Source organism: Streptomyces sp. NBC_00459 (genome assembly GCF_036013955.1).
Classification (GTDB): Bacteria; Actinomycetota; Actinomycetes; order Streptomycetales; family Streptomycetaceae; genus Streptomyces.
This window is the reverse complement of the sequence record NZ_CP107903.1, coordinates 1,897,886-1,924,056: the sequence shown is the minus strand read 5'-3', so window position 1 is coordinate 1,924,056 and position 26,171 is coordinate 1,897,886. Positions and strand designations below refer to the sequence as shown.

General features: G+C 70.7%; 21 protein-coding genes. 6 read left to right on the top strand and 15 right to left on the bottom strand.

Annotation, left to right across the window (positions count from 1 at the left end; genetic code table 11):
* Position 1: 1 nt before the first annotated feature.
* Together OHN74_RS08315 and OHN74_RS08310 are read right to left on the bottom strand one after the other, a co-directional pair.
* The gene (locus OHN74_RS08315) at positions 2 to 517 is read right to left on the bottom strand and encodes a DUF402 domain-containing protein (protein ID WP_327693876.1); all 516 of its coding nucleotides are present in this window, start codon (positions 515 to 517) and stop codon (positions 2 to 4) included.
* A complete protein-coding gene (locus OHN74_RS08310; RefSeq protein WP_327693875.1) occupies positions 498 to 1,427 on the bottom strand; it encodes a GNAT family N-acetyltransferase in 930 nt (309 codons plus the stop codon). Before OHN74_RS08310 ends, OHN74_RS08315 begins: the two co-directional genes overlap by 20 nt.
* Positions 1,428 to 1,498: 71 nt before the next feature.
* On the opposite strand from OHN74_RS08310, the gene OHN74_RS08305 reads away from it, so the two are divergent.
* On the top strand, positions 1,499 to 1,867 hold the full coding sequence (locus OHN74_RS08305) for a GntR family transcriptional regulator (RefSeq protein ID WP_327693874.1): 369 nt from the start codon (positions 1,499 to 1,501) through the stop codon (positions 1,865 to 1,867).
* 78 nt (positions 1,868 to 1,945) lie between these two features.
* On the opposite strand, the gene OHN74_RS08300 is transcribed toward OHN74_RS08305, so the two are convergent.
* On the bottom strand, positions 1,946 to 3,040 hold the full coding sequence (locus OHN74_RS08300) for a DUF5925 domain-containing protein (RefSeq protein ID WP_327693873.1): 1,095 nt from the start codon (positions 3,038 to 3,040) through the stop codon (positions 1,946 to 1,948).
* A 175-nt stretch (positions 3,041 to 3,215) separates the two neighbouring features.
* On the opposite strand from OHN74_RS08300, the gene OHN74_RS08295 reads away from it, so the two are divergent.
* Positions 3,216 to 4,643 (top strand): GH39 family glycosyl hydrolase, encoded by a 1,428-nt coding sequence (locus tag OHN74_RS08295; protein WP_327693872.1) that lies wholly within the window; start codon positions 3,216 to 3,218, stop codon positions 4,641 to 4,643.
* A 35-nt stretch (positions 4,644 to 4,678) separates the two neighbouring features.
* Here OHN74_RS08295 and OHN74_RS08290 read toward each other — a convergent pair whose 3' ends face one another.
* The 7 genes from OHN74_RS08290 to OHN74_RS08260 form a co-directional block, all read right to left on the bottom strand.
* A complete protein-coding gene (locus OHN74_RS08290) occupies positions 4,679 to 8,482 on the bottom strand; it encodes a lipopolysaccharide biosynthesis protein (RefSeq protein WP_327693871.1) in 3,804 nt (1,267 codons plus the stop codon).
* Positions 8,475 to 9,275 (bottom strand): polysaccharide deacetylase family protein, encoded by an 801-nt coding sequence (locus tag OHN74_RS08285; RefSeq protein ID WP_327693870.1) that lies wholly within the window; start codon positions 9,273 to 9,275, stop codon positions 8,475 to 8,477. Before OHN74_RS08285 ends, OHN74_RS08290 begins: the two co-directional genes overlap by 8 nt.
* Positions 9,272 to 10,279: a glycosyltransferase family 2 protein gene (locus OHN74_RS08280; protein WP_327693869.1), complete on the bottom strand. Its 1,008-nt coding sequence runs from the start codon at positions 10,277 to 10,279 to the stop codon at positions 9,272 to 9,274. Before OHN74_RS08280 ends, OHN74_RS08285 begins: the two co-directional genes overlap by 4 nt.
* Positions 10,276 to 11,115, bottom strand: a complete 840-nt coding sequence (locus tag OHN74_RS08275) for a glycosyltransferase family 2 protein (protein ID WP_327693868.1) — start codon at positions 11,113 to 11,115, stop codon at positions 10,276 to 10,278. The genes OHN74_RS08280 and OHN74_RS08275 overlap by 4 nt, the downstream gene beginning before the upstream one ends.
* Before the next feature lie 396 nt (positions 11,116 to 11,511).
* Entirely contained in the window at positions 11,512 to 12,639 is a 1,128-nt protein-coding gene (locus tag OHN74_RS08270) for a GNAT family N-acetyltransferase (protein WP_443060356.1), read from the bottom strand.
* Between the two features lie 13 nt (positions 12,640 to 12,652).
* Positions 12,653 to 13,090 (bottom strand): hypothetical protein, encoded by a 438-nt coding sequence (locus tag OHN74_RS08265; RefSeq protein WP_327693867.1) that lies wholly within the window; start codon positions 13,088 to 13,090, stop codon positions 12,653 to 12,655.
* 232 nt (positions 13,091 to 13,322) lie between these two features.
* A complete protein-coding gene (locus OHN74_RS08260) occupies positions 13,323 to 14,534 on the bottom strand; it encodes a S8 family peptidase (protein WP_327693866.1) in 1,212 nt (403 codons plus the stop codon).
* Between the two features lie 311 nt (positions 14,535 to 14,845).
* Between OHN74_RS08260 and OHN74_RS08255 the strand changes: the two genes are divergently transcribed.
* On the top strand, positions 14,846 to 15,652 hold the full coding sequence (locus tag OHN74_RS08255) for an SGNH/GDSL hydrolase family protein (RefSeq protein ID WP_327693865.1): 807 nt from the start codon (positions 14,846 to 14,848) through the stop codon (positions 15,650 to 15,652).
* Positions 15,653 to 15,688: 36 nt separating this feature from the next.
* Here the strand turns inward: OHN74_RS08255 and OHN74_RS08250 are convergent, their stop codons facing one another.
* The 4 genes from OHN74_RS08250 to OHN74_RS08235 form a co-directional block, all read right to left on the bottom strand.
* Positions 15,689 to 17,335 carry a serine/threonine-protein kinase gene (locus OHN74_RS08250; protein ID WP_327693864.1) on the bottom strand — a complete coding sequence of 549 codons (1,647 nt, stop codon included), beginning with the start codon at positions 17,333 to 17,335 and terminating at the stop codon, positions 15,689 to 15,691.
* A gap of 92 nt (positions 17,336 to 17,427) precedes the next feature.
* Positions 17,428 to 19,194: an urease accessory protein UreH domain-containing protein gene (locus OHN74_RS08245; protein ID WP_327693863.1), complete on the bottom strand. Its 1,767-nt coding sequence runs from the start codon at positions 19,192 to 19,194 to the stop codon at positions 17,428 to 17,430.
* Positions 19,191 to 21,077 (bottom strand): tetratricopeptide repeat protein, encoded by a 1,887-nt coding sequence (locus tag OHN74_RS08240; protein ID WP_327693862.1) that lies wholly within the window; start codon positions 21,075 to 21,077, stop codon positions 19,191 to 19,193. Before OHN74_RS08240 ends, OHN74_RS08245 begins: the two co-directional genes overlap by 4 nt.
* A gap of 163 nt (positions 21,078 to 21,240) precedes the next feature.
* Entirely contained in the window at positions 21,241 to 22,779 is a 1,539-nt protein-coding gene (locus OHN74_RS08235; RefSeq protein ID WP_327693861.1) for a DUF4331 domain-containing protein, read from the bottom strand.
* Between the two features lie 237 nt (positions 22,780 to 23,016).
* Between OHN74_RS08235 and OHN74_RS08230 the strand changes: the two genes are divergently transcribed.
* From OHN74_RS08230 to OHN74_RS08220, 3 genes are all read left to right on the top strand, one after another.
* The gene (locus OHN74_RS08230; RefSeq protein WP_189146455.1) at positions 23,017 to 23,559 is read left to right on the top strand and encodes a sigma-70 family RNA polymerase sigma factor; all 543 of its coding nucleotides are present in this window, start codon (positions 23,017 to 23,019) and stop codon (positions 23,557 to 23,559) included.
* Positions 23,556 to 24,407, top strand: coding sequence for an anti-sigma factor (locus OHN74_RS08225; protein ID WP_327693860.1), 852 nt, complete (start codon positions 23,556 to 23,558; stop codon positions 24,405 to 24,407). Before OHN74_RS08230 ends, OHN74_RS08225 begins: the two co-directional genes overlap by 4 nt.
* A 115-nt stretch (positions 24,408 to 24,522) precedes the next feature.
* Positions 24,523 to 24,792: a hypothetical protein gene (locus OHN74_RS08220; protein WP_327693859.1), complete on the top strand. Its 270-nt coding sequence runs from the start codon at positions 24,523 to 24,525 to the stop codon at positions 24,790 to 24,792.
* Positions 24,793 to 24,888: 96 nt separating this feature from the next.
* Here OHN74_RS08220 and OHN74_RS08215 read toward each other — a convergent pair whose 3' ends face one another.
* On the bottom strand, positions 24,889 to 26,091 hold the full coding sequence (locus tag OHN74_RS08215; RefSeq protein ID WP_327693858.1) for a CaiB/BaiF CoA transferase family protein: 1,203 nt from the start codon (positions 26,089 to 26,091) through the stop codon (positions 24,889 to 24,891).
* Positions 26,092 to 26,171 lie beyond the last annotated feature (80 nt).

Genomic DNA, 26,171 nt, shown 5'->3' with positions numbered 1-26,171 from the left:
CCTACGCCAGGAGTGCCTCCAGGCCGCCCTCGACGGTCGCGAAGATCTCCAGCTCGTCCAAGGCGGTCATAGCGGCGGCCGCGGCTTCGGGATCCCGCTCCGCCAGTCCGCTCTCCTCGAACTCGTCCTCGTCCAGCCGTCGTACGTCCGTCCCGTCGGCGGAGCGCCACAGGTCCAGGTCGAGATCCTCGACGATCAGCTCGGTGCCGACGAGTCTGGCCGGGCGGGCGATGTCGCAGTACCAGCCCTTCAGCGTGCCCGTCGCGTCCCGGACCTCCTTCACCGAGTACCAGCGGTCCCGCCAGTAGTACTCCGTGAACACGTCACCGGGCTCGAAGCGGACGAAGCCGAAGTCGCGGACCCCGTCACCGGCCCAGGCGGCGCGTACGGCGAGCCGGGTGCCGTCGTCGTGGAGCAGCTCGGCGGGGTAAGCAATCTTCGTACGGCCGCCCTTGACGAGTACGACGTTCACCGTGGGGGTGGTCGGGGGCGTGGGCTCAGGTGAGTTCGCGGACATACCGCACCTCCGTCGCGCAGATCTCGTATCCGAACCAGTTGTTGATCGCGATCATCGGGCCGTTCCCGGCGTCGTTGCCGGTCAGCGCCTCCGTGTACCCGGCGGCGCGGGCCCGGTGCAGGGAGTCGTTCTTGGCGAGCTTCGCGAGGCCGCGGCCGCGGAAGTCGCGGGCGGTGCCGGTCATCACGGTGCCGTAGCGGGTGCCGCCGTCGGTACGGGCCGCGCTGAAGGCGGCGGGGCGGCCGTCGACGACCGCGACCGTGGTCAGCTCGTGGCTGAGCAGGGGGTGCCGCCAGGTCTCGCGGAGCCAGGCCTCGTAGTCCGTGAACTCGTAGTCCACATCGCTCGGTTCGTCCGACGACGCCTCCGCGTCCAGGTCGAACAGCGGGCGCGGGTCGGCGGCGTAGTCGGAGGCCGGGCGGAGTTCGACGCCGGGCGGGGGGTCCTGGAGCGGGGGCAGCTTGCCGTTCGCCAGGTCCAGACGGAGGAAGTGCGCGTTGCGACTGGAGCGGTAGCCGCGGCGTTCGGCGAAGGCGCGGTTGTCGGGAGCGTCCAGCACCCAGGAGAAGGACTTCGTCACCCCTGCGGCGGCGAGGTGCTGTTCGGCGGTGCGGACGAGGAGCGAGCCGGCGCCCCGCCGGATGCGCTCCGGGTGCACGTACACGTTGACGTATCCCTGGCCGGGCTCCGCGCTGTCGTGGACGACTCCGGTCTGGGCGGTGCCGAGTACCTCCCCGTCCTCCTCGGCGATCAGCGCCTGGAAGTGGGCTCCGGGATGGGCGTGCGCGATGTCGTACGTGACGCCCGCCGGTGTGAACAGGAGGAAGGGGAGCGCTACGTGCCGGATGCGGGCGAAGGCTTCGATGCCGGCCTGATCTTCGGTGCGGAGGGTTCGCACGGTCACTGTCATGAGCTCGGACGTTACGCGGGGAGATACGGCGGGTGCCTCTCATTTTCGGGCCGGTACGGGACAATCGCAGCGTGACCCTGAAGATCCGCATCGACGACAGCGCGCCGCCCTACGAGCAGGTGCGCGCCCAGATCTCCGAGCAGGCCCTGGCCGGGACGCTGCCGGTGGGATACCGATTGCCCACCGTGCGGGGGCTCGCCGAGTCGCTCGGCCTTGCCGCGAACACGGTTGCGAAGGCGTATCGGGCGCTGGAGGCGGACGGGGTGATCGAGACGCGGGGGCGCAACGGAACGTACATCGCTGCCGCGGGCTCGGCTGCGGAGAGGGGTGCGGCGGTTGCCGCGCAGGCTTACGCGGAACAGGTTCGGCGGCTGGGGTTGGGGGAGGGGGCGGCACTTGACGCCGTCAGGGATGCCCTGCGGGCTGCCTATCAGGGGTGAGAGGGGTTGGTTCTTTGACTGCGGCGCGGTGGGGGCTTGTCGCGCAGTTCCCCGCGCCCCTGTAGCCGCCCCCGGTGATTACAAGTACAGGCCCGCGTCCGCTCCCTCTCTCTGGTCCGGGACCGTTGTCGGAGTCGTGCCTCTGCGTAGTGCGTACAGCTCGGCCAGAGTCGCTCCCTCGCGGGCGATTCCCTCCTCCGTGCCCAGCCAGGTCGTCGCCTCCCGGCGGGTGAGGGGTCCCACCTCGATGCGGGCCAGGCAGCGGCCGGGGCGGACGACGGCCGGATGGAGGCGTTCCAGGTCCTCGTTGGTGGTGACGCCCACCAGGACGTTGCGGCCCTGGCCGAGCAGGCCGTCCGTCAGGTTCAGCAACCGCGAAAGCGCCTGGCCCGCCGTGTGCTTCGCCTCGCCCCTGATCAACTCGTCGCAGTCCTCCAGCAGGAGCAGACGCCAGCGGCCCTTGCCCGTGCCGTCCTCCTCGCCGATCGCGATGTCCATCAGATAGCCGACGTCGGAGAAGAGACGCTCGGGGTCCAGTACGCAGTCCACCTGGCACCAGTCCCGCCAGGAACGGGCCAGCGTGCGCAGCGCGGACGTCTTGCCGGTGCCGGGCGGGCCGTGGAGCAGCAGTAGCCGGCCCGCGATGTCCTCCGGCGTCGTCTTCATCAGGCCGTCCATCGCGTCCGCCACCGGTGCGGTGTAGTTGGCGCGGACCTCGGCCCACGTGCCCGCCGAGATCTGGCGGGTCGTGCGGTGCGGGCCCCGGCGCGGGGACACGTACCAGAAGCCCATCGTCACGTTCTCCGGCTGGGGTTCGGGCTCGTCCGTCGCGCCGTCCGTCGCCTGGTCCAGGACCTTCGCGGCCAGTTCGGGGGTGGTCGCCGTCACCGTGACGTCGGCGCCCCGGTTCCAGCGGGACACCAGCAGGGTCCAGCCGTCGCCCTCCGCCAGGGTGGCGCTGCGGTCGTCGTCGCGAGCGCTGCGCAGGACGCGGGCGCCCGGCGGGAGAAGGGTCGCCCCGGACCGTACGCGGTCGATGTTCGCCGCGTGGGAGTACGGCTGCTCGCCCGTCGCGAAGCGGCCGAGGAACAGCGCGTCGACGACGTCGGACGGGGAGTCGCTGTCGTCGACGTTGAGCCGGATCGGCAGCGCGTCGTAAGGGTTCGCAGGCATGCCGCCATGATCCGGCACCCGGCCGCCGAGTGCACCCGGTTTCCGCGGTGTGCGCCAAGTGTCGCCGAGTGCGGTGCCTTCGGTCTGCCCGTCCGATACGTCCATGTTCTGTTACCGGGCTGTGCGCTGCGGAAGTCTGCCCTCCGCCCGTACCCCGCCGTTACTGTTGCCCTTGATGGGACGTCATGGGTGGAATTCGGGGACTCGGCGGTGGCAGCTCACCGCTCTCCTCGGTGTGGGGGCCGCCGCGCTGGCCCTGGTCCTGACCCTGCTCAACTCACTGCCGTCGAACGGTGGCAGCACCGCGGGCACCTCCCGCGACGGCGACAAGGTGCACGGCACACCGCGCGCGCCCTCGGCCACGTCGTCGCAGCCGGACGTCGGATGGGGCTTCACCCACACCCAGTTCAGTGCCGACGAGGGCGACGCATCGGCCGTCGACCGGGTCGAGGGGCTGCTCTCGAAGAACGCCGGGATGCCGCAGAACCAGCACATCATGGGCTGGGGCGCCGGCAACCCCGAGCCGGTCGAGGGGCGTTACGACTTCACGGAGATGGACCGCCGCATCGACTTCATGCGTGCCTCCGGCGCCACCCCGGTGGTCACCCTGTGCTGCGCCCCGGACTGGATGAAGGGCGGCAGCTCCGGCTCCGACAACACGGACTGGAGCCAGTCCGCGCTGGAGACCGCTCCGGAGCGAGCGCACTACAAGGACTTCGCCGAGCTCGCCGCGACCGTCGCCAAGCGCTATCCCGACGTACGCCACTTCATCGTGTGGAACGAGTTCAAGGGCTTCTGGAACAACACCGAGGCACGCTGGGACTACGAGGGCTACACCGAGCTGTACAACCTGGTCTACAAGGCGCTGAAGAAGGTCGACAAGGACATCATGGTGGGCGGTCCGTATCTCGTCATGGACAGCCTCGATCCACGTCAGAAGCCGGACGCCTCCACGACCTTCAAGGGGCCCTGGGGCGCGATGGACCGGCGCGTCCTCGACGCCTTCGACTACTGGAACACGCACAAGGCGGGCGCCGACTTCGTCGTCGTGGACGGCTCCAGCTACACCAAGGACGACGAACTCCTGCCCGACGAGTTCGCGGCGACCGACAAGTTCACCGCCGTCGGGAAGTGGGTGCGCGCCCGGACGGACGGGCTGCCGCTGTGGTGGGCCGAGTACTACGTCGAGCCCGCCGACGGCAACGACGACCGGGCGGGCTGGTCCGAGACCCGACGCGAGGCCGTCCAGGCCGCCGGCCTGATCGCGATGGCCAAGGGCGGTGCCTCCTCCGGCTTCTACTGGAACCCCGAGGAGGAGAAGGGCAGCGGGTGCGCCGGCTGCCTGTGGACGCCCACCTCAAGTGGCAGCGGGGGAAAGGCACTTCCCATGTACGACCTGGTCTCCCGCTTCGGCGCGGCCTTCCCGCCGGGTACGGAGTACCGGACCGTCCCGGTGGCCCCGGACGACCGTCCCAACGTGCGTGTGCTCGCCGACGACAAGGCCGTCCTCGTCGTCAACGTCCTGGACCGGCCGATCGACGCGCAGGTCGACGGGCAGCGGTTCAGGATGGGCGCGTACGAGGTGAAGTGGCTCAGCCGGTAAGCCGCTGAGCCATCCCACCCCGTAGTCCTGCCGCCTCACTTCATCGTCAGGAACCGCTGCACCAGCGAGGCCAGCAACACCGCCAGCAGGGGCAGCGAGAACCAGAAGCTGCTCTGCAGCCACCGGAGTTGCCGCACACTCGGTCGTACCGCGACCCGTACGGCCTCCCGGGCCGTGAGAAGCAGGATCAGGGCGACGGCAGCCAGGCCGCCCACCACCGACCACGGCGTCCACGTCACCTGGGGGCCGATCGGGCCGGGATCGGCCTTCGCGACCTCGCCCTCCGGTTGCTGCCGCAGCGCGTACATGGTGACGTCGGAGTTGACGAACACCTTCTTCAGCTCGTCCCGGCCGTCCAGATTCTGGAGCAGCCGGTGTTCCCAGGACGCCGAGTAGCCCACGTCCAGTTGGAGGTAGACGACCTGACTGCGGTTGACCATCAGGTACGAGTTGGGGCCCGCGTCCTTGAGCGCCTTCACCAGCCCCGACACCAGCACCGGGTCGGCCGGTGCGAGGGTCGGCTCGTAGTGCACCTTCTCCATGTCCCTGGCGCCCCACGGCAGTGCCGGAGTCACGTTGTCGACGAGGTCGTTGCTCAGCCACAGCAGCCGTACGGTCGGATCGTCGTGGGCGTACACGTAGTTCATCGCGGCGACCTCGCCGGGACGGGTCCGCTCGAAGGACTCGTTGCCCCAACGGGCCACCAGGAAGCCGCCCATGAGGATCAGGCCCGCCATCAGGGCGGCCAGCGGGGCGACGCTGATCCGGTCCCGCTCCTGTTCCTTCGGGGTGACCCCGGTGCGCGGGAACAGTGCGAGCGCGGCGAGCAGGGCCGCGCCCGGCAGGGCGAACATGAAGACGCGCAGGGCCATTTCGCCGCCGTACGACTGCATGCCGAAGCCCAGGAACGGGACGAAGGTGAGGACGAGCAGGGAGCGTTCGCGGTACTTGTGGTCGCGGCGGCGCCACCAGCCGTAGCAGGCGAGGGTCATCACCCCGCCGGCCAGCAGGACGCGGGTGTAGAGGACGAGCTTGTGGGCCGAACTGCCGCCCTCGATACGGCCGGAGACACTGGACGACACATTGCCGCCCACTCCGCCCATCCCGCCGAAGAGTTCGTCGAAGTGCCCCGACCAGTACGGCTCGGCCATGAAGCCGACCCAGACCGCGACGATGACGCCGAACAGGATGGGCAGGCCGCGCAGCTCGGACCTGCCGATCAGGACCAGGACCGCCAGCACGCCCAGCATCACGAACGGCGTCAGCTGGTGGGCCGGGACCGTCGCCGCGAACAGGGCGATCAACACGGCCAGCAGCACGGCCTGTTGGCGGCGGTTCGTCGGCTCGACCTCCGCCTCGCCGGGCCGCGTCTTCGTCCACAGCACCCGCGGTGCCCGGAACCACACCAGCAGGATCGCCACGAAGACCAGATAGAGGAGGTAGGTGAAACCCTGCGGGGAGAAGTAGTCCTGGCCCACCCAGCCGCTCAGGACGAAGAACCACACGCCGGTCCACTTGGCCCGCCAGCTCGCCCGCAGGGAGCGCGTCAGCAGCAACAGCGGTGCGAGGTAGAGGAGTTGCATGGTCAGGGGCCACCAGCGGATGACCTCCGTGAGGTCGCCCACCCCGCAGGCCTTCGCCACGAACGCGGCCCCGGCGAAGAAGCCCGGCCAGCTCCAGCGCGCGTCCAGGTCGGGTACGGCGGTCCCGGTCCGGTCGATGTAGTCGATGAACCCGAGGTGCTGCCAGGCCGTCGCGAACCGCGGTTCGGCCTCGATCACCGCGGGCAGCGCGTGCAGCGACACGACGGTCGCGAGCAGCGTGAGTGCCAGCAGCGTCCGGTGTTCCCGGGTTTTCCACAGCAGCGACGAGAACACCAGGACCAGCAGCCCGGCCCCGATGAGCGTCGGCAGCGGCAGTACGGAGATCAGCCCCAGCCCGCCCATCCGGTCCAGGTCGGCCTCGCCGAGGCGGGACGCGGGCACCCAGTAGAGCAGCAGCGCGGCGATCAGGAGACCACCGAGGACCACTCCGCCGCGGGTGGGCAGCAGTCGTACGCGCAGGGGGAGCGGCGGCGGTGGTGGGTCGGGTGCGGTGTGCGGGGTCCGCAACTCCCGTACGAGAGAGGCCTGTGCGGCGTGTGCGAGCTCCGTGTCCACGCCCGCCGGGACGACGGCCTCCCGGGCGGCGCCCTCCGCCGGCCGCCCCACGGCCTCCGGCCCCGCCTGTTTCACGGCCCAGGCCGGCCGGTGGTCCGCACGGGGCGCCGGGGTCCCCGTGGGCGGAGTCCCCGGCCCCGGGCGGACGTCCGGGCGGCGTTCCTGGTGGTCGAAGTCGAGGTGCACACCGAGCGCGAGCGTGTCCGAGTCCAGCGCCCAACCCTGACCGCGCCTGCGGGAGTTGGCCGCCACGACATCGCGCGTCCCCAGGTCGGCCAGGTCTCCGTCCGGTGCCGGTCCCTCGGGTACGGCGTCGGCCGGGGCCGCCATGACCGTCCGGTACAGCCTGGGCGCGGCGAGCGCGACGATTACCGCGAGGGACGAGATCTCCGCGACGCCCGCTCCGGTCAGCCCCATCCGGGGGAGCAGCAGCAGCGTCAGACCGAGCACCAGGACGCACAACAGGCCCTGCATCCAGGCGAGTCCGCTGGTACGGCTCTGGGCGCGCAGCACCGCGAAGTACGTCTCCATGACGACCCGCAGCACCGCGCCGACCGCGAACCAGCGCAGCAGCGGGGTCGCCGCGTCCGCGTAGCCCGAGCCGAACACGCCCAGGATCCAGGGTGCGCCGAAGAACAGCACGCCGGCGACGGGCAGCATGATCCGCGCCATGCGTTTGAGGGCGGCCCGGGTGTTGGCGGCCAGCCGGGCCGGATCGTGCGAGCCCTCGACGGTCAGGGAGGCGCCCATGTTGATGGCGAGCAGGTTGACCGTGCCGCCGATGGTCGTGGTGATGTAGAAGTACGCGTTGTCGGCGGAGCTGACCTGCGAGGCGACGATCACCGGCACCAGATAGACCACGGCCAGCGAGAACAGCGACCCCGTGTAGTCGCCGGCCAGGAACCGGCCGATCTCCCTCGGCGTCGGCGGTTTCCCCTTCGCCTGTTCCGCGGTCGCCTCGATGTGCCGGGGCACCAGCCGCCGGAACACCAGCCAGCCCAGCGGCAGCACCGACACGGCGATCGCCGCGACCCACGACACGAAGACACCGCTCGTCGGGATCGCCGCCGCGAAGGCGACCAGCAGCCCCAGCTTGACGGCCGAGAACACCGTGTTGCCGACCGGCACCCACAGCGCGTTGCGCAGCCCGGTCAGCACCCCGTCCTGGAGCGTGAGCAGGTTCCACAGGACGACGGCGCCGACGAACCCGAGTGCGGGCACCGGCCCGTGCAGGAACCGGTACGACGGCCCCCAGCTGTTGAGCGTGAGCAGGAAGACACCGGCGGCCAGCGCCACGATCACCGAACTGCCCGCGTACGTACGGAAGATGAACCGTCCGGTGGCGCGGCCGGCGACCGGGATGAAGCGGGCCAGCGCGCCCGTCAGAGTCACCGCCGTGAGACCGGCCAGGAGCTTCATGGCGGCGATCGCGGCGGAGCTCTGGCCGACCGCCGACTCGGAGTAGTAGCGGGCGGCGGCCAGCCAGAAGCCGAGCCCGAGCACGGCGGAGATGCCGGTGTTCAGCATCAGCGCGTAGGCGTTGCGGAACAGCTGGCTGCCGCCCCCCTGGCCCCTGCCCAGGCCGGGCAGCCGCAGCCGCCGCCCAGGACGTTGCTCGGGTGTCTCGGCCCCGGGAGTCCCGGCGGCCTCGGTCGCGGGTGTGGTCGTCGTGTCAGACACGGGAACGGATGGCCTTCCGGCGGACCTGACGTGCTCTGCGGACCATGGCGTACCCCTTGGTGAGGGCACGGTCCCGGGCGAAGTCGCGGGCGACGGACCGGCCTTCGGCCAGCCGCGCGAACTCCTCGATACCGGTGGAGCGGCGCACGGTGACCCGCCGCAGGGCGTACGGACCCTGCTGCCGACGTGCCAGACCGTTGCCGACGGCGAGCGCCTGGGCGAACCCGGCCGCCCGCACCGCCGCCCGCACCCGGCGGCTGGAGTAGCCGTACGGGTAGGCGAACGACGCAGGCACGGAGTCGAGTTGCTCGGCGACGACGTCCCGGCAGCGGGTCAGCTCGAAGCGCAGCACGTCGTCGTCGAGCTGGTCCAGCTCCGGGTGCGTATGGCTGTGGCCGCCGATCTCGACTCCACTGCCCGCGAGTTCACGCACCTGGTCCCAGTCGAGCATGGTGTCGAGGCCGCCCCCGGTGTCGTACGGGCCCCTGAGCCAGCCCGTCGACACGAACAGCGTGGCCGGGAAACCGTGCTTGGCGAGCACCGGCAACGCATGCCGGTGCACGCCCTCGTAGCCGTCGTCGAACGTGATCACCAGGGGACGGGCGGGAAGTGGACGACCGGATCGCCAACTTGCCGACAGGTCGGCGGTGTTGAGCGGTGTGAAGCCTCGCTCGGCCAGCATCGCCAGCTGCTCGGCGAATGCCTCGGGCGTCACCGACAGGGTCCTGGTCGCGTCGTTCGGCTCGGTGGCGACGGAGTGGTACATCAGGATCGGGACGCGTGCGTCGGTCATCGCGGGCCTCCTCCCTCGGTTCGCACCGCGCTCTCGATCTCCACGACCGTGAACGTGGCCCCGCCCCGGCGCGTCCGCAGGCTTCCGAGGACGTACCCGCCGGCCGCCGTCAGCACTCCGGCGACGATCGCCCCCGCCCGGCCCGCGCCGCCCGGCCTGGCCAGCAGGGCGTCGCGCAGACCGCGCGCGACCCCGGCGGGCAGCACCCGGGTGGTGTAACGGCGTTCGGACTCAAGTCCCTTGCCCGCGCCCACACTTCGGGCGACCAGCGCCTTCGAGAGACCCTCGGCGTAGGTGCGGGTGCGGAAGTACCCGAAGTGCTCGCGGACCTCGGGCACCCGGTGGTGGATCACCGCACGGTCGTCGATCAGCAGCACCGCGTCGGGCCTGGCCCGCGCGAGCCGGATGCACAGCTCCGTCTCCTCGCAGCCCAACGGCCGCTTGTCGCCGTCCCGTCCGATACCGGTGGCGAAACCGCCGGCCGCGTCGAAGGCCGTACGCCGGAAGGAGGCGTTCCCGCCGAGCACGTTGCGGACCCTGACGCGTCCCTCGGGCAGCCCCTTGTAGGTGCAGCCCACCACCCAGGCGAACTCCTCGGGGAACCAGGCCGGTCGGCGCCCCGACGCCCAGATCGGCATCGTACGGCCGCCGACCGCCATCACCCGGGGGTCCGCGTACCCCTCGGCGAAGTGGCGCAGCCAGTCGCGTTCGGCCACGGCGTCGTCGTCGAGGAAGGCGATGATCCCCCCGCGCGAGGCGGCGATCCCGGTGTTGCGGCCGGCCGACAGGCCGCGCGGGCCCGCGTTGGCGAGCACCCGTACCTCGTCGGTCTCCTTGTACTCCTTGACCAGCCGCTCCAGGAGAGCCTGGTTGTGGTCGACGACCAGGAGTGTCTCCAGGGCCGGCCGTGACTGCGCCCGTACCGAGGCGACCGCCGCGAGGATGTCCTCCCAGCGGTCCTCGGTGTAGACGCAGACGACCACCGAGACGTCCACGTCGTTCAAGACACCTCTCCCCGGCCGGTGCTGAGGGCGCGGGAGTGCGAACGGCTGCGCAGGGCACGCCGGTTGGAGCGCTCCTTCAGGATCACCCGCAGGACGCGCAGCCCGTCGCGCACGGCCCGCAGATTGCTCGCGCCGTGGATGCGGAGGTACTCGTGGCTCGGGATCTCCTGCACCTTGAGCCCCGCCTTGACCACCCTGATGTTGATCAGGGTCTCGATCTCGAAGCCGGTGCAGTCGAGGTCGATCTTGTCGAGGCAGTGCCGCCAGAACGCGTTGTAGCCGTAGCAGAGGTCGGTGTAGCGGGCGCCGAACTTCTTGTTGACGACCGTGCACAGAGCCCAGTTGCCGAGCTTGCGGATCGGCGTCATGTCGTCGGTGCCGCCGCCGTTGGCGAAGCGCGAGCCCTTGGCGAAGTCGGCGCCCGAGACGAGTGCGGAGACGTACGACACGATCTCGTTGCCGTCCGCCGACCCGTCCGCGTCGACCATCACGATGATGTCGCCGGTGCAGGCCTCGAACCCGGTGATCAGGGCATCCCCCTTGCCCTTGCCCTGCTGTTCGACGACCTTGACGCCGGGCCACAGGTCGCGGGCGACCTCGACGGTGTCGTCGGTGGAGTTGCCGTCGACCAGGACCACCTCATGGATCCAGTCGGGCAGGGTCTTGAAGACGTACGGCAGGTTCTCCGCCTCGTTCATGGCGGGGATCACCACGCTCACCGGCGGCGTGATCGCCAGGTGGGAGGAGATCGGCCGGTACCCGTCGGCCGTGATCGGTTGCTGGTCGGCGATCGCGGGCTCCTGGCCCGGTATCGCCGGTCGCAGAACGGAACTCATGAGTCTGGTCCCTCTCGTCCGGTTGACCGCCCGCCCCCGGGCAGCCCGGTTTTTTGTCCGGTTCGAAAGGGGGGTTCTCACTTACGGCATGCCGAATGGATTCTCCGTATCAGTCTCTGGCTGCTTTCGTACATACCGGGTGAGCTGGCAAAGCTGGCCGAACACCATGACCTGGTGGTCGGTTTCGCGGCACGGCCCGGCGGGACGTACGTCCACCGAGCACGGCACCCCCCTACCGCGTCCCGCTCCGACGGTCGTCGTGGACCCTGAGCCCTCCCCTGAGTCACAGGACGACGTACCGATGCGGGTGAGATGTATGACGGTATTGACGATTGCGCCCTTATGGCAAGACCTGAAACGTGGTCTCACGTTTTTGTTGGTTTGACCGTTACGCAACTACTTTGATCGATTTCTGGAACGGAGTTGCCCCATCCGTTTCAGCGCCTTGTCCGCCGGCTCGAAGAGCTCCGGCCGTGACAACACCACGTTGCGCAGCGCCCGGACCGGAGCGCGCCGCGCGCGATGTCCGGCCGCCACCGGGTGACGACGCGTCACCCACCCCTCGGACACCATGAGTTCACGTGTCTTCAGGGAATCCTTGTACTCCTTCTGCCCCCGGCCCAGATCCAGGTACGCGATACCGTCGGCGGCGGCCGCCTCGGCCATCCGCAGATGCAGGATCAGCCCCGGCGAGTACTTCGAGTACGCCGGGTCGTACGCCGGGAACCAGCAGGCCAGCACACGTTCCGTGCGCAGTCCGAAGTGGGCGGCGATCGGCTTCCCGTCGGCGTAGAGCACCGACAGGATGCCCGCGAACGGATCGGAACGGGTGTGGAAGAGCTGCTGTACGAGCCGGGTGATCCAGGGGTGCGCGAACCGGTCGCTGCGGCCGGTCCTGCGGTACTGGGCGGACTTCCAGGCCATCAGCCTGGTCAGCGCCTCGGGATCGCGCTCGTCGTGCACATAGCGGACTTCGCCGGCGTCCCGGCCGAGTTTGCGCTCCTTGGCCAGCGTCGTGCGCGTGAACTTGGGGGAGCGCGCCCGCAGTCCGGCCAGATAGCTCTCGTACCCCTGGTCGACGTCCATCACCGGGGACGGGAAGGTGCCGGAGGCCCCGGCCTCGAACGGCGCCTGGCCCCCCACCAGGTGGTCGAACTCCCACACCGCGAGCCCGCAGGCCCGCAGCAACTCCCTTGCGTCCCAGTCGAATCCGGGGCGGTGCACCAGCCCCTGGCAGTCGGAGACACCGAGCCCGATCGCCCGGCCGACACCGGCGGCGGATCTCTGGAACGGGAAGAATGCCGCGGGCTCCCCGCCCTCGTGGAGCACCGCGATGCGTACGCCCCGTCTGCAGCGGCCGATCGCCAGCGCGAACTCCGGGGACAGGAAGGGGTTCGCCAGTTCGGGTGAGCCGTGCAGATGGGCCTTGGCCTGCAACGCCGTCCAGGCGGCCCGGTCCGCGGCGGTCAGTTCGCCGGGGCGGTGCACGGTGAGGGTCACGTCGGGTGTCAGATTACGAGCCACGTCACCAACCACGTCAGGGGGTCCGTCTTCTCGCCGTACGGCCGCGCTGTCGCCGTACCGGAACCAGCAGGAGGATCAGCGCGCTGATCACGGTCACGGCCACGACTCCACCGCGGACCGACCACCGGTGCGTCGCCAGCATGCCCTGGGCGACCAGGAGATCGAGTGCGACAGCCGTCGCCACCGAAGTCACGATCCGGCCGAACGGCTCCAGTCCGCGCAGCGCGGCTCCCACGGCGACCGCCGGTGCGGCGAGGAGGAAGAACAGGGTGAGGGGGGCCCGCAGCGGTGAGGCGGTGTCGGTCAGCGCGAGGACCGCGCCGATGGCCACGACGGCCACGGCCGCGCCCGTGAGCAGCGGGAACAGGTCCTTTCCCGGTCCCTCTCCTGAAGGCTCACCCTCGTCCGATGCGCTTCCGGATGAAGGTGGCTTGATACGTATGGTCTGCATTGGCGACTTTGCCCCCCGACGCGCCGGATGCCGGGCTTCAATGTCGCGCAGCGGGCCGGACGAGTCAAGATGCGCAACCCCTGGGAGACCCAGGGCCCGGCGTTTGCCCGAATGCGTGCACGACGTTCCCCGGAGGGGAACGAAGGGACGGACGAACGAGTTCCCCGGAGGCGCCGGCTGCCTCCGGGGAACTGTCGTTCAGGTAGGGCGGGTTACCGATGCGGGACGGGTGTCAGGAGACGAGCTTCAGCAGGCGGTTCGGGGAGCCGCTGCCCGGGCTGGTGACCACGCCGGTGGTGGCGCCGCCGGTGAGTGCCGTGGCGACCTGGGCCGGGGTGGCCGAGGTGTGGCCCGCGAGGTAGACGGCAGCCGCACCCGCGACATGCGGGGTGGCCATCGACGTACCCGAGATCGTGTTCGTCGCGGTGTCGCTGGTGTTCCAGCCCGCCGTGATCGAGGAACCCGGGGCGAAGATGTCCAGGACCGAGCCGTAGTTGGAGTAGCTGGCCCGGGCGTCCGTGCTGGTGGTGGCGCCGACCGTGATGGCCGCCGCGACCCGCGCGGGGGAGTAGGAGGAGGCGTTGGCGCTGCTGTTGCCGGCCGCGACCGCGTAGGTCACGCCGCTCGCTATGGAGTTGGAGACCGCGGTGTCCAGCGAGGTGGAGGCGCCGCCGCCGAGGGACAGGTTGGCGACGGAGGGGCCGCTGTGGTTGGCGGTCACCCAGTCGATGCCCGCGATGACACCGGCCGTGGTGCCCGAGCCGGCGTTGTCGAGCACGCGGACCGCCACGATCTTCGCCGCCTTGGCGACACCGTAGGTCGAGCCCGCGATGGTGGTGGCGACGTGCGTGCCGTGGCCGTTGCCGTCCTGCGCGACGGAGTCGCCGTCCACGGCGTCGTAGCCGTTGGTGGCCCGGCCGCTGATCTGGGAGTGCGTGATGCGTACGCCGGTGTCGATGACGTACGCGGTCACCCCGGCGCCGGCCGTGTCCGGGTAGGTGTAGGTGCCGGACAGCGGCAGGGCGGCCTGGTCGATGCGGTCCAGGCCCCAGGGGGCGCTGGTCTGGGTGGCGTCGACGTGCACCGTCTGGTTCTGCTCGACGGCGGCCACCGCGGGGTCGGCCGCGAGTCTGCGGGCCTCGGCCGCCGAGAGGGTGGCCGTGTAGCCGTTCAGCGCGGTGCTGAACGTCTTCTTCACCGTGCCGCCGTACTCCTTGATCAGGCTCTTGCCGGCGCTCGACGCGGACTTGAGGCCCGCCGTCTTCTTGAGCGTGACGATGTAGCTGTCCTTGACGGCTGTGGGGGAGCCGGCGGCCAGCACCTTGCCCTCGGCGGGTGCCGGGGCTGCCTGGGCGGGGAGTGCGGTGAATCCGCCGACGAGAGCGGCGGCTGCCACGACGGTGGTCGCGGCGGTCCGGATCTTCTTGCTGCGCAGTTGTGCCATTACGAGGGAGTCCTCCTCTTAGGCAGCACACGCCTGGATGGGGGCGCGTCTGTGGGGGGTGCCCGCTGGTGCGGACACGACCCGGAGCGTCGCGTTCCGCCCGGGCTTGAGGTAAAGACTCAGTCATGAACAGGAGTTGCTCAAGGGGCTGGGCGGCTTGTCACATGCATGTCATGAGCAGGCAATCGAACGTAACGTGAGCGCGGTTGATCCGGCCCGGTAGGGGCGGAAAAGTCTTGGCATGGACACTTCCATTCAACACGCGTAGTTGGTACGAACGTTGTGGCAGAGATCCTGCTAAGGGAGGTTCCATGAGACGTTCCCGAATTACGGCATACGTGACCTCGCTCCTCCTCGCCACCGTCGCCGCCCTCACCGGGGCCACGTCGGCACAGGCGTCCCAACTCGCCGCCCCCACCGGCTATGTGGCCCTCGGTGACTCCTACTCCTCGGGGGTCGGCGCCGGCAGCTACATCGGCTCCAGCGGCGCGTGCAAGCGCAGCACGAAGGCGTACCCGTACCTCTGGGCGGCCGCCCATTCACCCTCCAGCTTCAACTTCACCGCTTGCTCGGGCGCTCGAACGGGTGATGTTCTGGCGAATCAGCTGACCCCGCTCGGCTCCTCGACGGGCCTCGTCTCGATCAGTGTCGGCGGCAACGACGCGGGTTTCGCCGACGTCATGTCGACCTGTGTGCTCCAGTCCGACAGCTCCTGCATCGCCCGCATCAACACCGCGAGGGCGTACGTCGACTCGACCCTCCCCGGTCAGCTCGACAGCGTGTACGACGCCATCAGCTCCCGGGCGCCGGCCGCCCATGTGGTCGTCCTGGGCTACCCGCGCTTCTACAAGCTCGGCCAGGCCTGTCTGGGCCTCTCCGAGGCCAAGCGCTCCGCGATCAACGGTGCGTCCGACTATCTGAACAACGCCCTCGCCAAGAGGGCCGCCGACCACGGCTTCACCTTCGGTGACGTCAAGTCGCCCTTCACCGGTCACGAGATCTGCTCGGGCAGCTCATGGCTGCACAGCCTCAACCTGCTCAACATCGGCGAGTCGTACCACCCGACGGCCGCCGGCCAGTCGGGCGGCTATCTGCCGGCACTCACCAGCGCCGCCTGACGGCTTGGCGGCCTGACCCGCCCGCCCGGCGTCCGTTCAGGGCGTACTGGCGGGAGTACCCGTGGGAGAGGAGGCCTCGTCCGTCGGGGTCTCCTTCTCGCAAGTCACCGAGAACGGCACGGTGTTGGACGCCACGCTCACGGGGTCCCGGACCTCCACCCCGATCGCGTTCTTGATCGTCCCGCTCTCGTCGTACGTGGTCACGAAGACCTTGTTCTCCTTGGTCTTCCCGCCGCCCGCCGGGAACGACAGCGTCCGCCAGCCCTGCTCCGGGGCCTCGCCGGTCTCCGTCACCCAGCGGTACGAGACCTTCGCGGGCACGTTGCCCACCGTGAACGTCGCCGTGAAGCCCGGCGCCTGGGCGTTGGGCGGCGGACAGGCCCCCGAGTAGTCGGTGTCCGAACCTACGACGCTGACCTCCACGGTCTGCGCCGGCTGCGTGGTCCTGCCGCTGTCACTGCTGCTCGGCGTGGGGCTCGGCGTCCCGTCGGACTCGCTGGGGCTGTTCTTCGGCGAACTCGCCTCATCCGTACCGTCGTTGCTCTGCTGTGTGCTGCTGCCGGCACCGGCACCGGTGTCGTCCCCGCCGTTGTCGTGGTTCAACAGCGCGTACGTCAGTCCGGCCACCGCCAGTGCGACGGCGGCGAGGCCCGCGACCACGGCGACGGCCGCCCGGCGGTTGCGGTCCGGTTCCGTGGGGCGAGTGGTGGGGCGGGTGTCCGGGGGAGGCGCCACGGGTCGGGTCGCGGCCGTGGGGACGGGCATCGGCTGAGGGGGTGTCGTGGAGTGCTGCGGGAAGGCCGCCGCGATCGTCGGCGCGTACGGGCCCGTCCGGACGTCGTCCGCGCGCAGGGTGCCACCCGCTCCGATGATCCGCAGATCGTGCTCGGCCCGCTCGGCGGGGAGACGCTCGGCCGGATCCTTGCGCAGCAGCCCCTCGATGACGGGCGTCAGCGGCCCCGCCCGCAGCGGTGGCGGCAACTCCTCGTCCACGATGGCGCGAAGGGTGCTGAGCGGGGTGTTCTGCCGGAAGGGGGAGTTGCCCTCGACCGCCGCGTACAGCAGCACGCCCAGCGACCACAGGTCGGACTCGGGGCCGGGGGTTCGCCCCAACGCCCGTTCGGGGGCGAGGAATTCGGGGGAGCCGATGAGCTCGCCGGTCATGGTGAGGGCCGAACTGCCCTCGACCGTCGCGATCCCGAAGTCGGTGAGCACCACCCGGCCGTCGTTGGACAGCAGTACGTTGGCCGGTTTCACGTCCCGGTGCAGCACCCCGGCCTCGTGCGCGGCCCGCAGCGCGGAGAGCACCTCGGCGCCGATGTGCGCCGCCCGCTGCGGGGGCAGCGGCCCTTCGGCGTCGAGCTGATCGGCGAGCGAGAGCCCCCGGACCACCTCCATGACGATCCAGGGCCGGCCGCCGTCGGTCGCCACGTCGTACACCGTCACGACGTTCCGGTTGGAGACGCGGGCCGCGGCCCAGGCCTCGCGCTCCAGTCGGGCGTACATCCGTTCGACCTCGGAGGTGGGGAGTCCGGAGGGTGCGCGCACCTCCTTGACGGCGACCTCGCGGTGCAGCACCTCGTCGCGGGCCAGCCACACCGTGCCCATACCGCCCTCGCCGAGCGGTGAGAGCAGCCGGTAGCGTCCCGCGATCACCCGTTCACTGCCCGGTCCTTCGGACACTGACGTCCCCCCATCGCGGCCACGCGTTCACGGACTCGGTCTTATTGCACGCCGATTTTCTGCACTCCGCCTGATTTCTTCCCAAAAGTAGCTCAGCCGATCGCGGATGCCGCCCCCTTGAGCACCAACACGGCCCCCAGTGCCACAACGAGGAACGCGGATGCCAGCGGCGCGGTACGCCGGACGAGCGCGAGCATCGGACCGCCGGCCAGCCCCGGACGCCGGTCCAGCAGCCGGTTCGCCCCGCTCCCCAGCTTCACGACGAGGAATCCGGCCCCGGTGAGGGTGAGCGCGAGCCCGACCCCGTACGCCAGTACGAGCAGGAACCCGAACCATGCCTTCCCCAGCGCGGCGGCCCCGACCAGCACGACCACGGCCGATGGGCTCGGCACCAGCCCACCGGCGAACCCGAGCAGGATCGTGCCGCGCAGGGTGGGCGCGATGTCATGCGTGTGGGTGAAGCCGCCGTGAGTGTGTTCGAGGGTGGTGCGGTCGTGCTTGTGCTTGCGGGCATGGTCGTGGCTGTGGTGCTCGTGGGAGTGGCCATGGTCGTGCCCGTGGTCGTGGGAGTGCCCGTGGTCATGGTCATGGTCGTGCACGTGTGTGGGAGCTGCGGCGGGTGCGGGTGCTAGCGCGGTGTCCGCGTGTGCGTGGGCGTGCGATGCGTGGGCGAGGACCAGTTCGCGTTCCGGCGCCTTGTCGGCGGCGTGGGTGTGGTCGTGGGAGTGCCCGTGGTCGTGACCATGATCGTGGTCGTGGTCGTGGTCGTGCGGATGAGGGTGCGGAGCGCGGGCGAGGTGCGAGCGCTCGTGTGCGCGCTGGCGCCAGGCCCGCCTCGTGAGGGTCAGGCCCGCCCCCGTCACCAGCACACCGCTCGCCACACCCAGCCAGGCGATCACCGAGGGCGCCGCCGCCGAACCGGCCGTCACCAGCAGGCCCAGGGCGACCACGCCCAGCGTGTGGGTGACCGTCACCGACGCGGCCAGCGGCATCACGTCGCGCAGGCGGGCCTTGCCGCCCCGGGCCGCAGCCGTGGCCGCCATCAGGGTCTTCCCGTGACCCGGGGCGAGCGCGTGCATCGCGCCGAGGAAGACCGCGATGACCAGCGCCAGCGCGGCGAAGCCGATCGTGAGGTCGTGCCGGGCCACCAGGGAGTCCAGCGCGCGCGTCCACCGGTCGGCACCACGCGGCAGCACGGAGGACGCCGGTGCCGCCTTCTCGCCGCTCTCGACGAGGGCCGGGCCGCCCGGAGCCACCTGGAGGGCGGCCGTCGCGGTGTCGGCCGGCGAGGAGAGCAACTCCTGCGGATAACTGGTCAGTTCACCCGAGACCGACTTCTGCGGTACGTCGGACTCGGCGAGCGTCATCCGGTCGCCGCGCGCGGTGATCTCCCGCCAGCCGGGCCCCGACTCGATGCCCGCGCTGTGGAAGCCGAGGGCGAGGGTGTCCCCTTCGGCGACCTCGGGGAGAGCGGCCGTGAGCTCGCACTCCACGCGCAGCGTGTCGAGGCCGGCCTGACCGGGCCGCGTGCTCGCCTTGGCGCCGCCGACGGAGAGGGGGACCGTACGGCCGCCGACGGTGACCTTGCTGCCCTGCGCGGCGGTCGCGCACCGCTGCCCGGCCCAGTCGGTCAGGCCCAGCTTCTCGATGTCGGGCTTGGCCTGGGTCGCCGGGATCTCGGCGAGGTCCTCGACATGGGCGACCCGGAGCTGTCCGGGGGCGACGACGAGACCGTCGTACCGGTTGACGGTGAAGTTGCCGAGCGGATGCGCGCTCGCGGCCGATGCGGGAACCAGCACGAGCGCGCAGGCGGCCGTGAACAGGGCGGCGCCTGAGGCGGCCACACGACGGGGCTTCACTTCGCCGCCTCCAGGGACTTGAGGGCCGTACGGGCCTTGCGGGCGCCCAACGGGGAGAAACCGGGGTTGAGTTCGAGGGCGGCGGAGAGCGAGGCGCGGGCATCCTTCGCGTGGCCCGTGGCCTGCTCGATCATGCCGCGGTGGTAGAGGAAGGAGGCGTTGCGGTAACCGGTCGCGGTGGCGCGGCGGGCGTACGGGAGCGCTTCCTCGTCCTGGCCGTTGACGTGCAGCGCCCACGCCAGGGCGTCGGCCGTGTGCACGGTCTCGCGGCGGTCCCACTCGGCGCGGGCCGCGCGCAGCGCCGACTTCCGGTCGCCGTGGTCGGCGGCGGCGAGCGCGGTGTCGAGGTCGGCGTTGACGCCGTTGGCGCGGGCGATGGCCGTCCAGGCGTTGACGAGCGCGTACTGGTCACGGGCCTTGGCCAAGTCGCCTTCACCGCCCCGGACTTCGTACAGCTCACCGAGTTCGACGAGCGGACCGGGCAGCGGATAGCGGGAGACGACGTCCTCCATGCCCTTGATCGCACCGGCCCGGTCGCCGTCGGCGAACTGGGCGCGGGCGCGGCCCTCCAGCGCCGGAAGGTAGGCGTCGTCGGCGGCCAGCGCGCGGGCGTAGAACTCCAGGGCGGGCTTGTACTCGCCCTGGTTCCAGGCGAGTTGCCCGAGCGCGGTGGCCACGTACGCGATGTCCCCGCGCGAGGTGGCGGAGTCGAGCGCCTGCTCCAGCACCCGCCGGGCGGTGGTGACATCGCCGCGCAGCTCGCGCACGTACGCGTACCGGGTGAAGACAGGCACCCCGGGCCGCTTGGCGTCGGCCTCGTCGGTGGCCTTCAACGCCTCGTCGTAGCGCCCGAGTTCGACGAGGGCGTCGATACGGGTGGACAGGGCGCGCTCGCTGTAGGGGTTCTGTGCGAGGGCCTGGTCCGAGTACTTGAGAGCACCGGGAAAGTCATGGCGGGCGGCGGCGAGGGCGGCGCGGCCGGCGAGAGCGGGATCGTTGTCGGGCTCCAGCTCCAGGGACCGGTTCAGGGCCTGCTGGGCCTGCGGATACCGGGAGGGGTCGCCCTTGGTGCGGGCCTGCTCGACATATGCGAGCCCGAGTGTGGCCCAGCTGCCGAAGTCCCTGGGCTGCGCCCGGAGATGGGCCTGAAGGGAGGCGATGCTCGCGCCGATGTCCCCGCTCGCGAGCAGCGCGGGAGACATCGCGGCCGGCGCGGAGGCGACGGTGGTGGTCGCACCCCCGTCCCGGACGGCCCCCAGCACCACGGCACCCGCGGTGAAAGCCACCGCCAACGCGGCGGCACAGGCACCGAGTTGCACCGCCCGCCACCGCCGCGACGACTCCCCGAGCCGTCGGACGGCGGCGACGCGCTCGTCGGGGCCGGAGGCGGGGGCGGTGCCAAAGGCGGGAGAGGAGACGGTGGGGGACGACTGGCCGGGGGAGCCGTCCGGCGCGTGCCCGGCCGTCACACCACCCACGCCCACGCCCACGCCCGCGTCCTCGGGCGAGGCTTCGGCGTCGGTGACCGCGGCTGCCTCGCGGGTGCTGGGCGCGAGGTCGGCCTCCGGCGCCTTCCGGGTCTCCGGGGCGTCTTCGGCCGCCGGGGTCTCCCGACCGGTGCTGGACGCGGCAAGGGCTCCGGCGTCCTGCTCGGAGCCGGTCGGTTCGCTCACGCCCGGTGCGGCGTCCGTCGGGACGCCGACCGGGCCGGGCAGCGCCGCGCCGCCGCGTTCGTCGATGGCCCCGGAATCCTCCGTGCCGAGGATTCCGGCTGCCCCCGCCGTGTCGGCCGGCCGGCCGCCGAGCTCACGGCCCGGTCGCGGGAGCGGCGGCTGTGGCGCCTGCTCGCGGTCCGGTGCGTTGTCGTTCGTACGCGGGGACATGCCCTCTCCTCAAGGTTCCTGGGCGGGTCATCTGCGGGGAAGCGGGGGTCGGCCGCCCGGGTGGGGCCGGGAGCCGACGGGGGTGTGACGCGGCCCGCGCCGTGGGGGATGGATACGAGCGGGCCGCGCCAGTTCGGTGGGGGTGGTGAGGACGGAGAGCGGGTCAGTACGCCCGATTCCCCATGTTCCGCCGCCACCACACGACGCCGGCGGTGATCAGCAGGAACCCGGCCGCACCGGCCGCCGCCGAACCGGCGATCAGCATGGTGTCGGTGCCACCGGAGGTACCGGCGGGCTGCAGCGCGTCACCGAGCTGGCTGCGGACGTCGTTGGTGCCGGTCGTGCCCTTGGCGAGCGGGCCGCGCGAACCCTCGGTCGGCAGAGCCACGTACGGGAAGTAGCTCTCGAACTTCTTGTCGTTCTTGTCGACCGCGTCGCCGAGGTCGTTCTTCGCGCCGAGCAGTTCACCCTCGACGACCTGGAGCGAGGCGTCGATCACGTCGTCCGTCAGACGACGGCCGTTCGGGAAGCCCGCGTTGTCACCGTCGAGGACACCGAGACGCTTCGGGTGCTTCGCCGGGGCGATCGAGGTGTTGAGACGCAGTTCCTCGGCCGGAGTCACGTAGGGCGGCTGGTTGAGACCCTTCACGCCCTTGAGGAAGACGTCCACCAGGTCGTTGCGCGGCTCCTTGGGCGCCGGGATCTTGTAGATCGCCTCGATGAGCTTCGGCAGCTCCGGGTTGGTCACGTTCTTCAGGAACTGGGCGTCCTCCCACGGCGAGGACGCGTTGAACTTGTCCTTGTCCTTGATGGGGTTGACGACCTCGTTGACCAGCGGCATGCCCAGTCGCGAGACCTGCGAGAAGTAGCCGCTGGCGTTCTTGCGCTGGGTCGTCGACCAGATACCGACGATCGGCTGCTTCGACGACTCCACGATCATGTGCGTCGGCACCTGGAGCGCGATCGAGTTGACGTTGTAGCCCTTGAGCGTGTCGTTGCCGACCTCGGAGAGGTTCCCGCCGTACAGCAGGTCGAAGACGCGCAGGTCCAGGAAGAACGGGTCGTCGGCCTGGCCGGCGAACGTCGTCGAACCGTTCGTCAGCTTGTGGATGGCCTGGTCGCGCAGCTTCTTGTAGTTCGGCATCGACGCCTTGCCGACGTTCGACGGAGCGACCGGAACGTCGTCGGCGATCTTCGTCTTCGACATCTCGTGCTGGTTCTTGAGCTTGATCAGCTCGATGTCGTACGTCTGCGTGATGTTGAGGTCCTTGTCGTCAAGGCTCTCCACCGCGCCCGTGTTGTACAGGAACGTCTTCTTGTTCTTCACGTGCGTCTTGAAGGTGTAGCGGAACAGGATGTCGCCCTGCGCGTCACCGTTGTTGTCGATGTGGAGGTCGTACTGGGCGTCCTCGGCGAACTGGTAGAAGTTCGGGCCGCCGGCCGGCTCCTCGAACGGGATCCAGTTCGCGACGATCGTCGTCGTGTCCTTCTTGTCCGGGCTCACGAACGCGTACACGTCGGTGTTGTCGTACTGCGGTGTGCCCGAGATCAGCGGAGCCTCGCGGTGGCTGGAGGCGGCGGCCGTACCCGGTACGAGTGCGGTGACGCCGGCGGCCGCGAGCCCCCCGGTGGCCAGCGCACCGCATATGAGGGTCGCGATGCTCCTGCGCCGCGCGCCGCCCTTGGAGATGGTTGTCGTCATGCCGTCCGTCCTCACCGTGTCAACTTGCCTGACGACGGGGATTCGGAGCCCTCCCGGATGCGGATTGGTCGAACCTGAAAACTTTCTTGAAAACGTTTGGGAGGTGACCCACCCGCGTTTCGGGGGCACCGGATCCGTACCCATCCGGAGGCAGGATCGCTACGAATGCCTAAGGTGACGGTGACAAGCGTGATGGAGCGGGGAGGGGCCGTGTGCGGCCATAGAGAGGGGACGCGGGTGGGAGCGGACGAGCTTCTGGTTCTCGTGGCCGGGGGAGACCAGAAGGCCTTCGAAGAGCTGTACGGGATCGTGTCCGGGCCGGTGTTCGGGTTGGTGCGGCGCGTGGTGCGGGACCCGGCGCAGTCGGAGGAGGTGTCCCAGGAGGTCCTGCTCGAACTCTGGCGCTCCTCACCCCGGTTCGACCCCAGGAAGGGCAGTGCCCTGTCCTGGATACTCACGCTCGCGCACCGCCGGGCCGTCGACCGGGTGCGCAGCGCCCGCGCGGCCGGTGAGCGTGAGCAGCGCGAGGCCCAGCGCTCCCACCGTCCCGCCTTCGACCACGTGGCCGAGGAGGTGGAGGCCGGGATGGAGCGCGAATGGGTGCGCCGCTGTCTGGACAGGCTGACCACCCTGCAACGCCAGTCGGTCACCCTCGCCTACTACGAGGGCTATACGTACCGTGAGGTGGCGGAGCGGCTCTCGCTTCCGCTGGGCACGGTGAAGACACGGATGCGCGACGGACTGACCCGGCTGCGCGAATGCCTGGGAGGTGTCGCATGAGCGCGCTCGGCAGACTGTTCCGTCGCGAGGATCTCCACTCCCTCGCCGCCCCCTACGCTCTCGACGCCCTGGAGGGCGACGAGCGGCGCCGCTTCGAGAAGCATCTGACCCGCTGCGACGCCTGCACCGCCGAGGTGCGCCTGTTGTCCGAGGACACGGTCCGGCTGGCCTGGTCCACGGCCGCGCCGCCCCCGTTCGCCATGCGCGACCGGGTCCTGTCCGCCGTACGCGCGACTCCGCAGGAGTCCCCCGGGAACTCCCCGGCGCGCGCCCCCGGCCGCTCCGCCGAGGCGCCCCGCAGGCGGAGCCACCAACTGCCGGGGCATGTGTGGGGCACCGAACCGCTGCCGCCGGTCCGCCGTGCGCCCCGCATGCGCCCCTTGTTCGCCCCGCTGGCCACGCTCACGGCGGCAGCCGCCCTCGTCGTCGCCGCGCTGTTCGCCGTACAGAACACGCAGACCCAGGACAAGCTGGACACCGCGCAGGCCCAGGCACGTGAGATTGCCGACGTTCTGTCAGCTCCCGACGCGCGGGCGACCTCGGACCGGGACGCGCAGGGCCAGGGGATCACCGCGATCGCCTCCGCGTCCGAAGGCCGAGCGGTGGTGACCCTCAGTGGGTACGGGGAACTGCCGAGCGACCGCGTGCGCCAACTGTGGCTCATGCGCCCTGATGTGCAACCGCGCTCCCTGGGACTCTTCAAGGGCGACACGCCCTTGGTCGCGACCGGTCTCGACAAGTCGGCCACATCACTCGCTGTGACCGTTGAACCCGATGGGGGCTCAGAGCAGCCCACCAGCGCACCAGTTGTCCAACTCGCCCTGGAATCGGTTGGATTCGGAGAGTAATCGTCAACACCCTTGTGGGGAAGGTGAATCCTGTGGCCGAGATACACGAGTGCCCCGGGGGAGCGATAGGGTTAACCTGCCCGGGCCGGGTGGACTCGTACGGGTGGGGAGTGACATGGAACAGATAACGATGCACAGCAGGGCGCGCGTCCCTGCGATCACGTGCGGGAGCAGTGCCACCAAGGCACGACTAGACCGCCATCTCTCGGTGCTGTCGGGGCCCGCCGTCCCGCAGCGTGAGACGGCGGAGGCGACCTCGCTGATGCGTGAACTCACCTCACGGGACACCGTGAAGCAGCGCAGCGACCTCGGCGCGCGTGTCAGCAGGCTCTCGCTCTTCGCCCCGCTGCGCCGTCTGAGCCGCACCCTGTTCGGCGGGCGCTGAACGGACCGTGTCGGCGTCCCCACGCCGTCCATGGTTCACCGGGTCACCGAACCCGTCCACCGTCCGGTCGTTCGTCCAGTCGTTCCATGCCCGTGCTCAGGCGATCACACCGTCCCGGCGCAGTGCTGCGATCCCCTCGTCCGTCATCCCCACGGCACGCAGCAGTTCGTCGGTGTGCTCCCCGAGCGCGGGCACAGCGCCCATCCGCGCCTCGGCCCCGCCCGGCAGGGTGATCGGGGGCAGCAGTGCGCGCAACGGCCCCACCGGTGAACCCACCTCCCGCCACCGGTCCCGGGCCGCGAACTGCGGATGCTCCGCCACCTCCTGTACGTCCCTGAGTCGTGCGCACGCGACCCCGGCCCCCTCCAGCCGCGCCAGGGCCTCATCGACGTCCAGCGCACCGAGAGCCGCGGCCACGTGGGCGTCGGTCCGCTCCCGGTTCTCCACCCGTGCCGCGTTCGTCGCGTACGCCGGATCGGACCCCAACTCGGGCCGCCCCAGCACCTGTTCGGCCAGCCGCCGCCACTCGCGGTCGTTCTGCACCGAGAGCAGCACCCGTCCGCCGTCCGACGTCGCGTAGGAGTCGTACGGGGCGATGACGGCGTGCGCGAGGCCGGTGCGTGCCGGCGGAGTGCCGTCGTGCATCGCGTGGTGCAGGGGGTGCCCCATCCACTCGGCGAGCGCGTCCAGCATCGACACCTCCACCGGGCCGCCCCGCCCGGTCACGCCCCGCCGTACGAGCGCCGCCAACACCCCGGAGAACGCGTACATGCCGGCCGCGATGTCCGCCGCCGGAATCCCGGCCTTCACCGGCTGCCCGGGCGTCCCGGTCACCGACACCAGCCCGGCCTCGCACTGCACGAGCATGTCGTACGCCCGCTTGCCGGCGTACGGTCCCGACGGCCCGTATCCCGAGATGTCCACGGCGATCAGCCGGGGGTGCGCGGCGCAGAGGGTCGCCGCGTCGAGGCCGAGGCGGGCGGCGGCGCCGTGGGCGAGGTTCTGCACGAACACGTCGGCGTCGGCGATCAGTCGCTGGACGACGCCGAGTCCCCGAGGATCCTTCACATCGAGCGCGAGGGACTCCTTCCCCCGGTTGCACCACACGAAGTGCGAGGCGAGACCGTGGGCGGCGGTGTCGTACGCCCGCGCGAAGTCGCCGCCGTCGACCCGCTCCACCTTGATGACCCGGGCGCCGAGGTCGGCGAGCTGACGGGTGGCGAAGGGGGCGGCGACGGCTTGTTCGAGGGTGACGACGGTGAGGCCGGCGAGGGGGAGGGGTTCCATGCGGACGATCATGTCGGGTTTTCGCCCCCGTCGCCCCTGCCCGTCCCATCCTGAACCTGGGGGCTGCGCCCCCGGACCCCCCTCCGGCCCTG

Bases quoted from the DNA above. Each gene is read 5' to 3' on its own strand.
- OHN74_RS08260 (WP_327693866.1), bottom strand. From the start codon at position 14,534: ATGGCACAACTGCGCAGCAAGAAGATCCGGACCGCCGCGACCACCGTC.
- OHN74_RS08315 (WP_327693876.1), bottom strand. From the start codon at position 517: ATGTCCGCGAACTCACCTGAGCCCACGCCCCCGACCACCCCCACGGTG.
- OHN74_RS08295 (WP_327693872.1), top strand. From the start codon at position 3,216: ATGGGACGTCATGGGTGGAATTCGGGGACTCGGCGGTGGCAGCTCACC.
- OHN74_RS08255 (WP_327693865.1), top strand. From the start codon at position 14,846: ATGAGACGTTCCCGAATTACGGCATACGTGACCTCGCTCCTCCTCGCC.
- OHN74_RS08240 (WP_327693862.1), bottom strand. From the start codon at position 21,077: ATGTCCCCGCGTACGAACGACAACGCACCGGACCGCGAGCAGGCGCCA.
- OHN74_RS08275 (WP_327693868.1), bottom strand. From the start codon at position 11,115: ATGAGTTCCGTTCTGCGACCGGCGATACCGGGCCAGGAGCCCGCGATC.
- OHN74_RS08310 (WP_327693875.1), bottom strand. From the start codon at position 1,427: ATGACAGTGACCGTGCGAACCCTCCGCACCGAAGATCAGGCCGGCATC.
- OHN74_RS08220 (WP_327693859.1), top strand. From the start codon at position 24,523: ATGGAACAGATAACGATGCACAGCAGGGCGCGCGTCCCTGCGATCACG.
- OHN74_RS08265 (WP_327693867.1), bottom strand. From the start codon at position 13,090: ATGCAGACCATACGTATCAAGCCACCTTCATCCGGAAGCGCATCGGAC.
- OHN74_RS08215 (WP_327693858.1), bottom strand. From the start codon at position 26,091: ATGATCGTCCGCATGGAACCCCTCCCCCTCGCCGGCCTCACCGTCGTC.
- OHN74_RS08225 (WP_327693860.1), top strand. From the start codon at position 23,556: ATGAGCGCGCTCGGCAGACTGTTCCGTCGCGAGGATCTCCACTCCCTC.
- OHN74_RS08285 (WP_327693870.1), bottom strand. From the start codon at position 9,275: ATGACCGACGCACGCGTCCCGATCCTGATGTACCACTCCGTCGCCACC.
- OHN74_RS08300 (WP_327693873.1), bottom strand. From the start codon at position 3,040: ATGCCTGCGAACCCTTACGACGCGCTGCCGATCCGGCTCAACGTCGAC.
- OHN74_RS08235 (WP_327693861.1), bottom strand. From the start codon at position 22,779: ATGACGACAACCATCTCCAAGGGCGGCGCGCGGCGCAGGAGCATCGCG.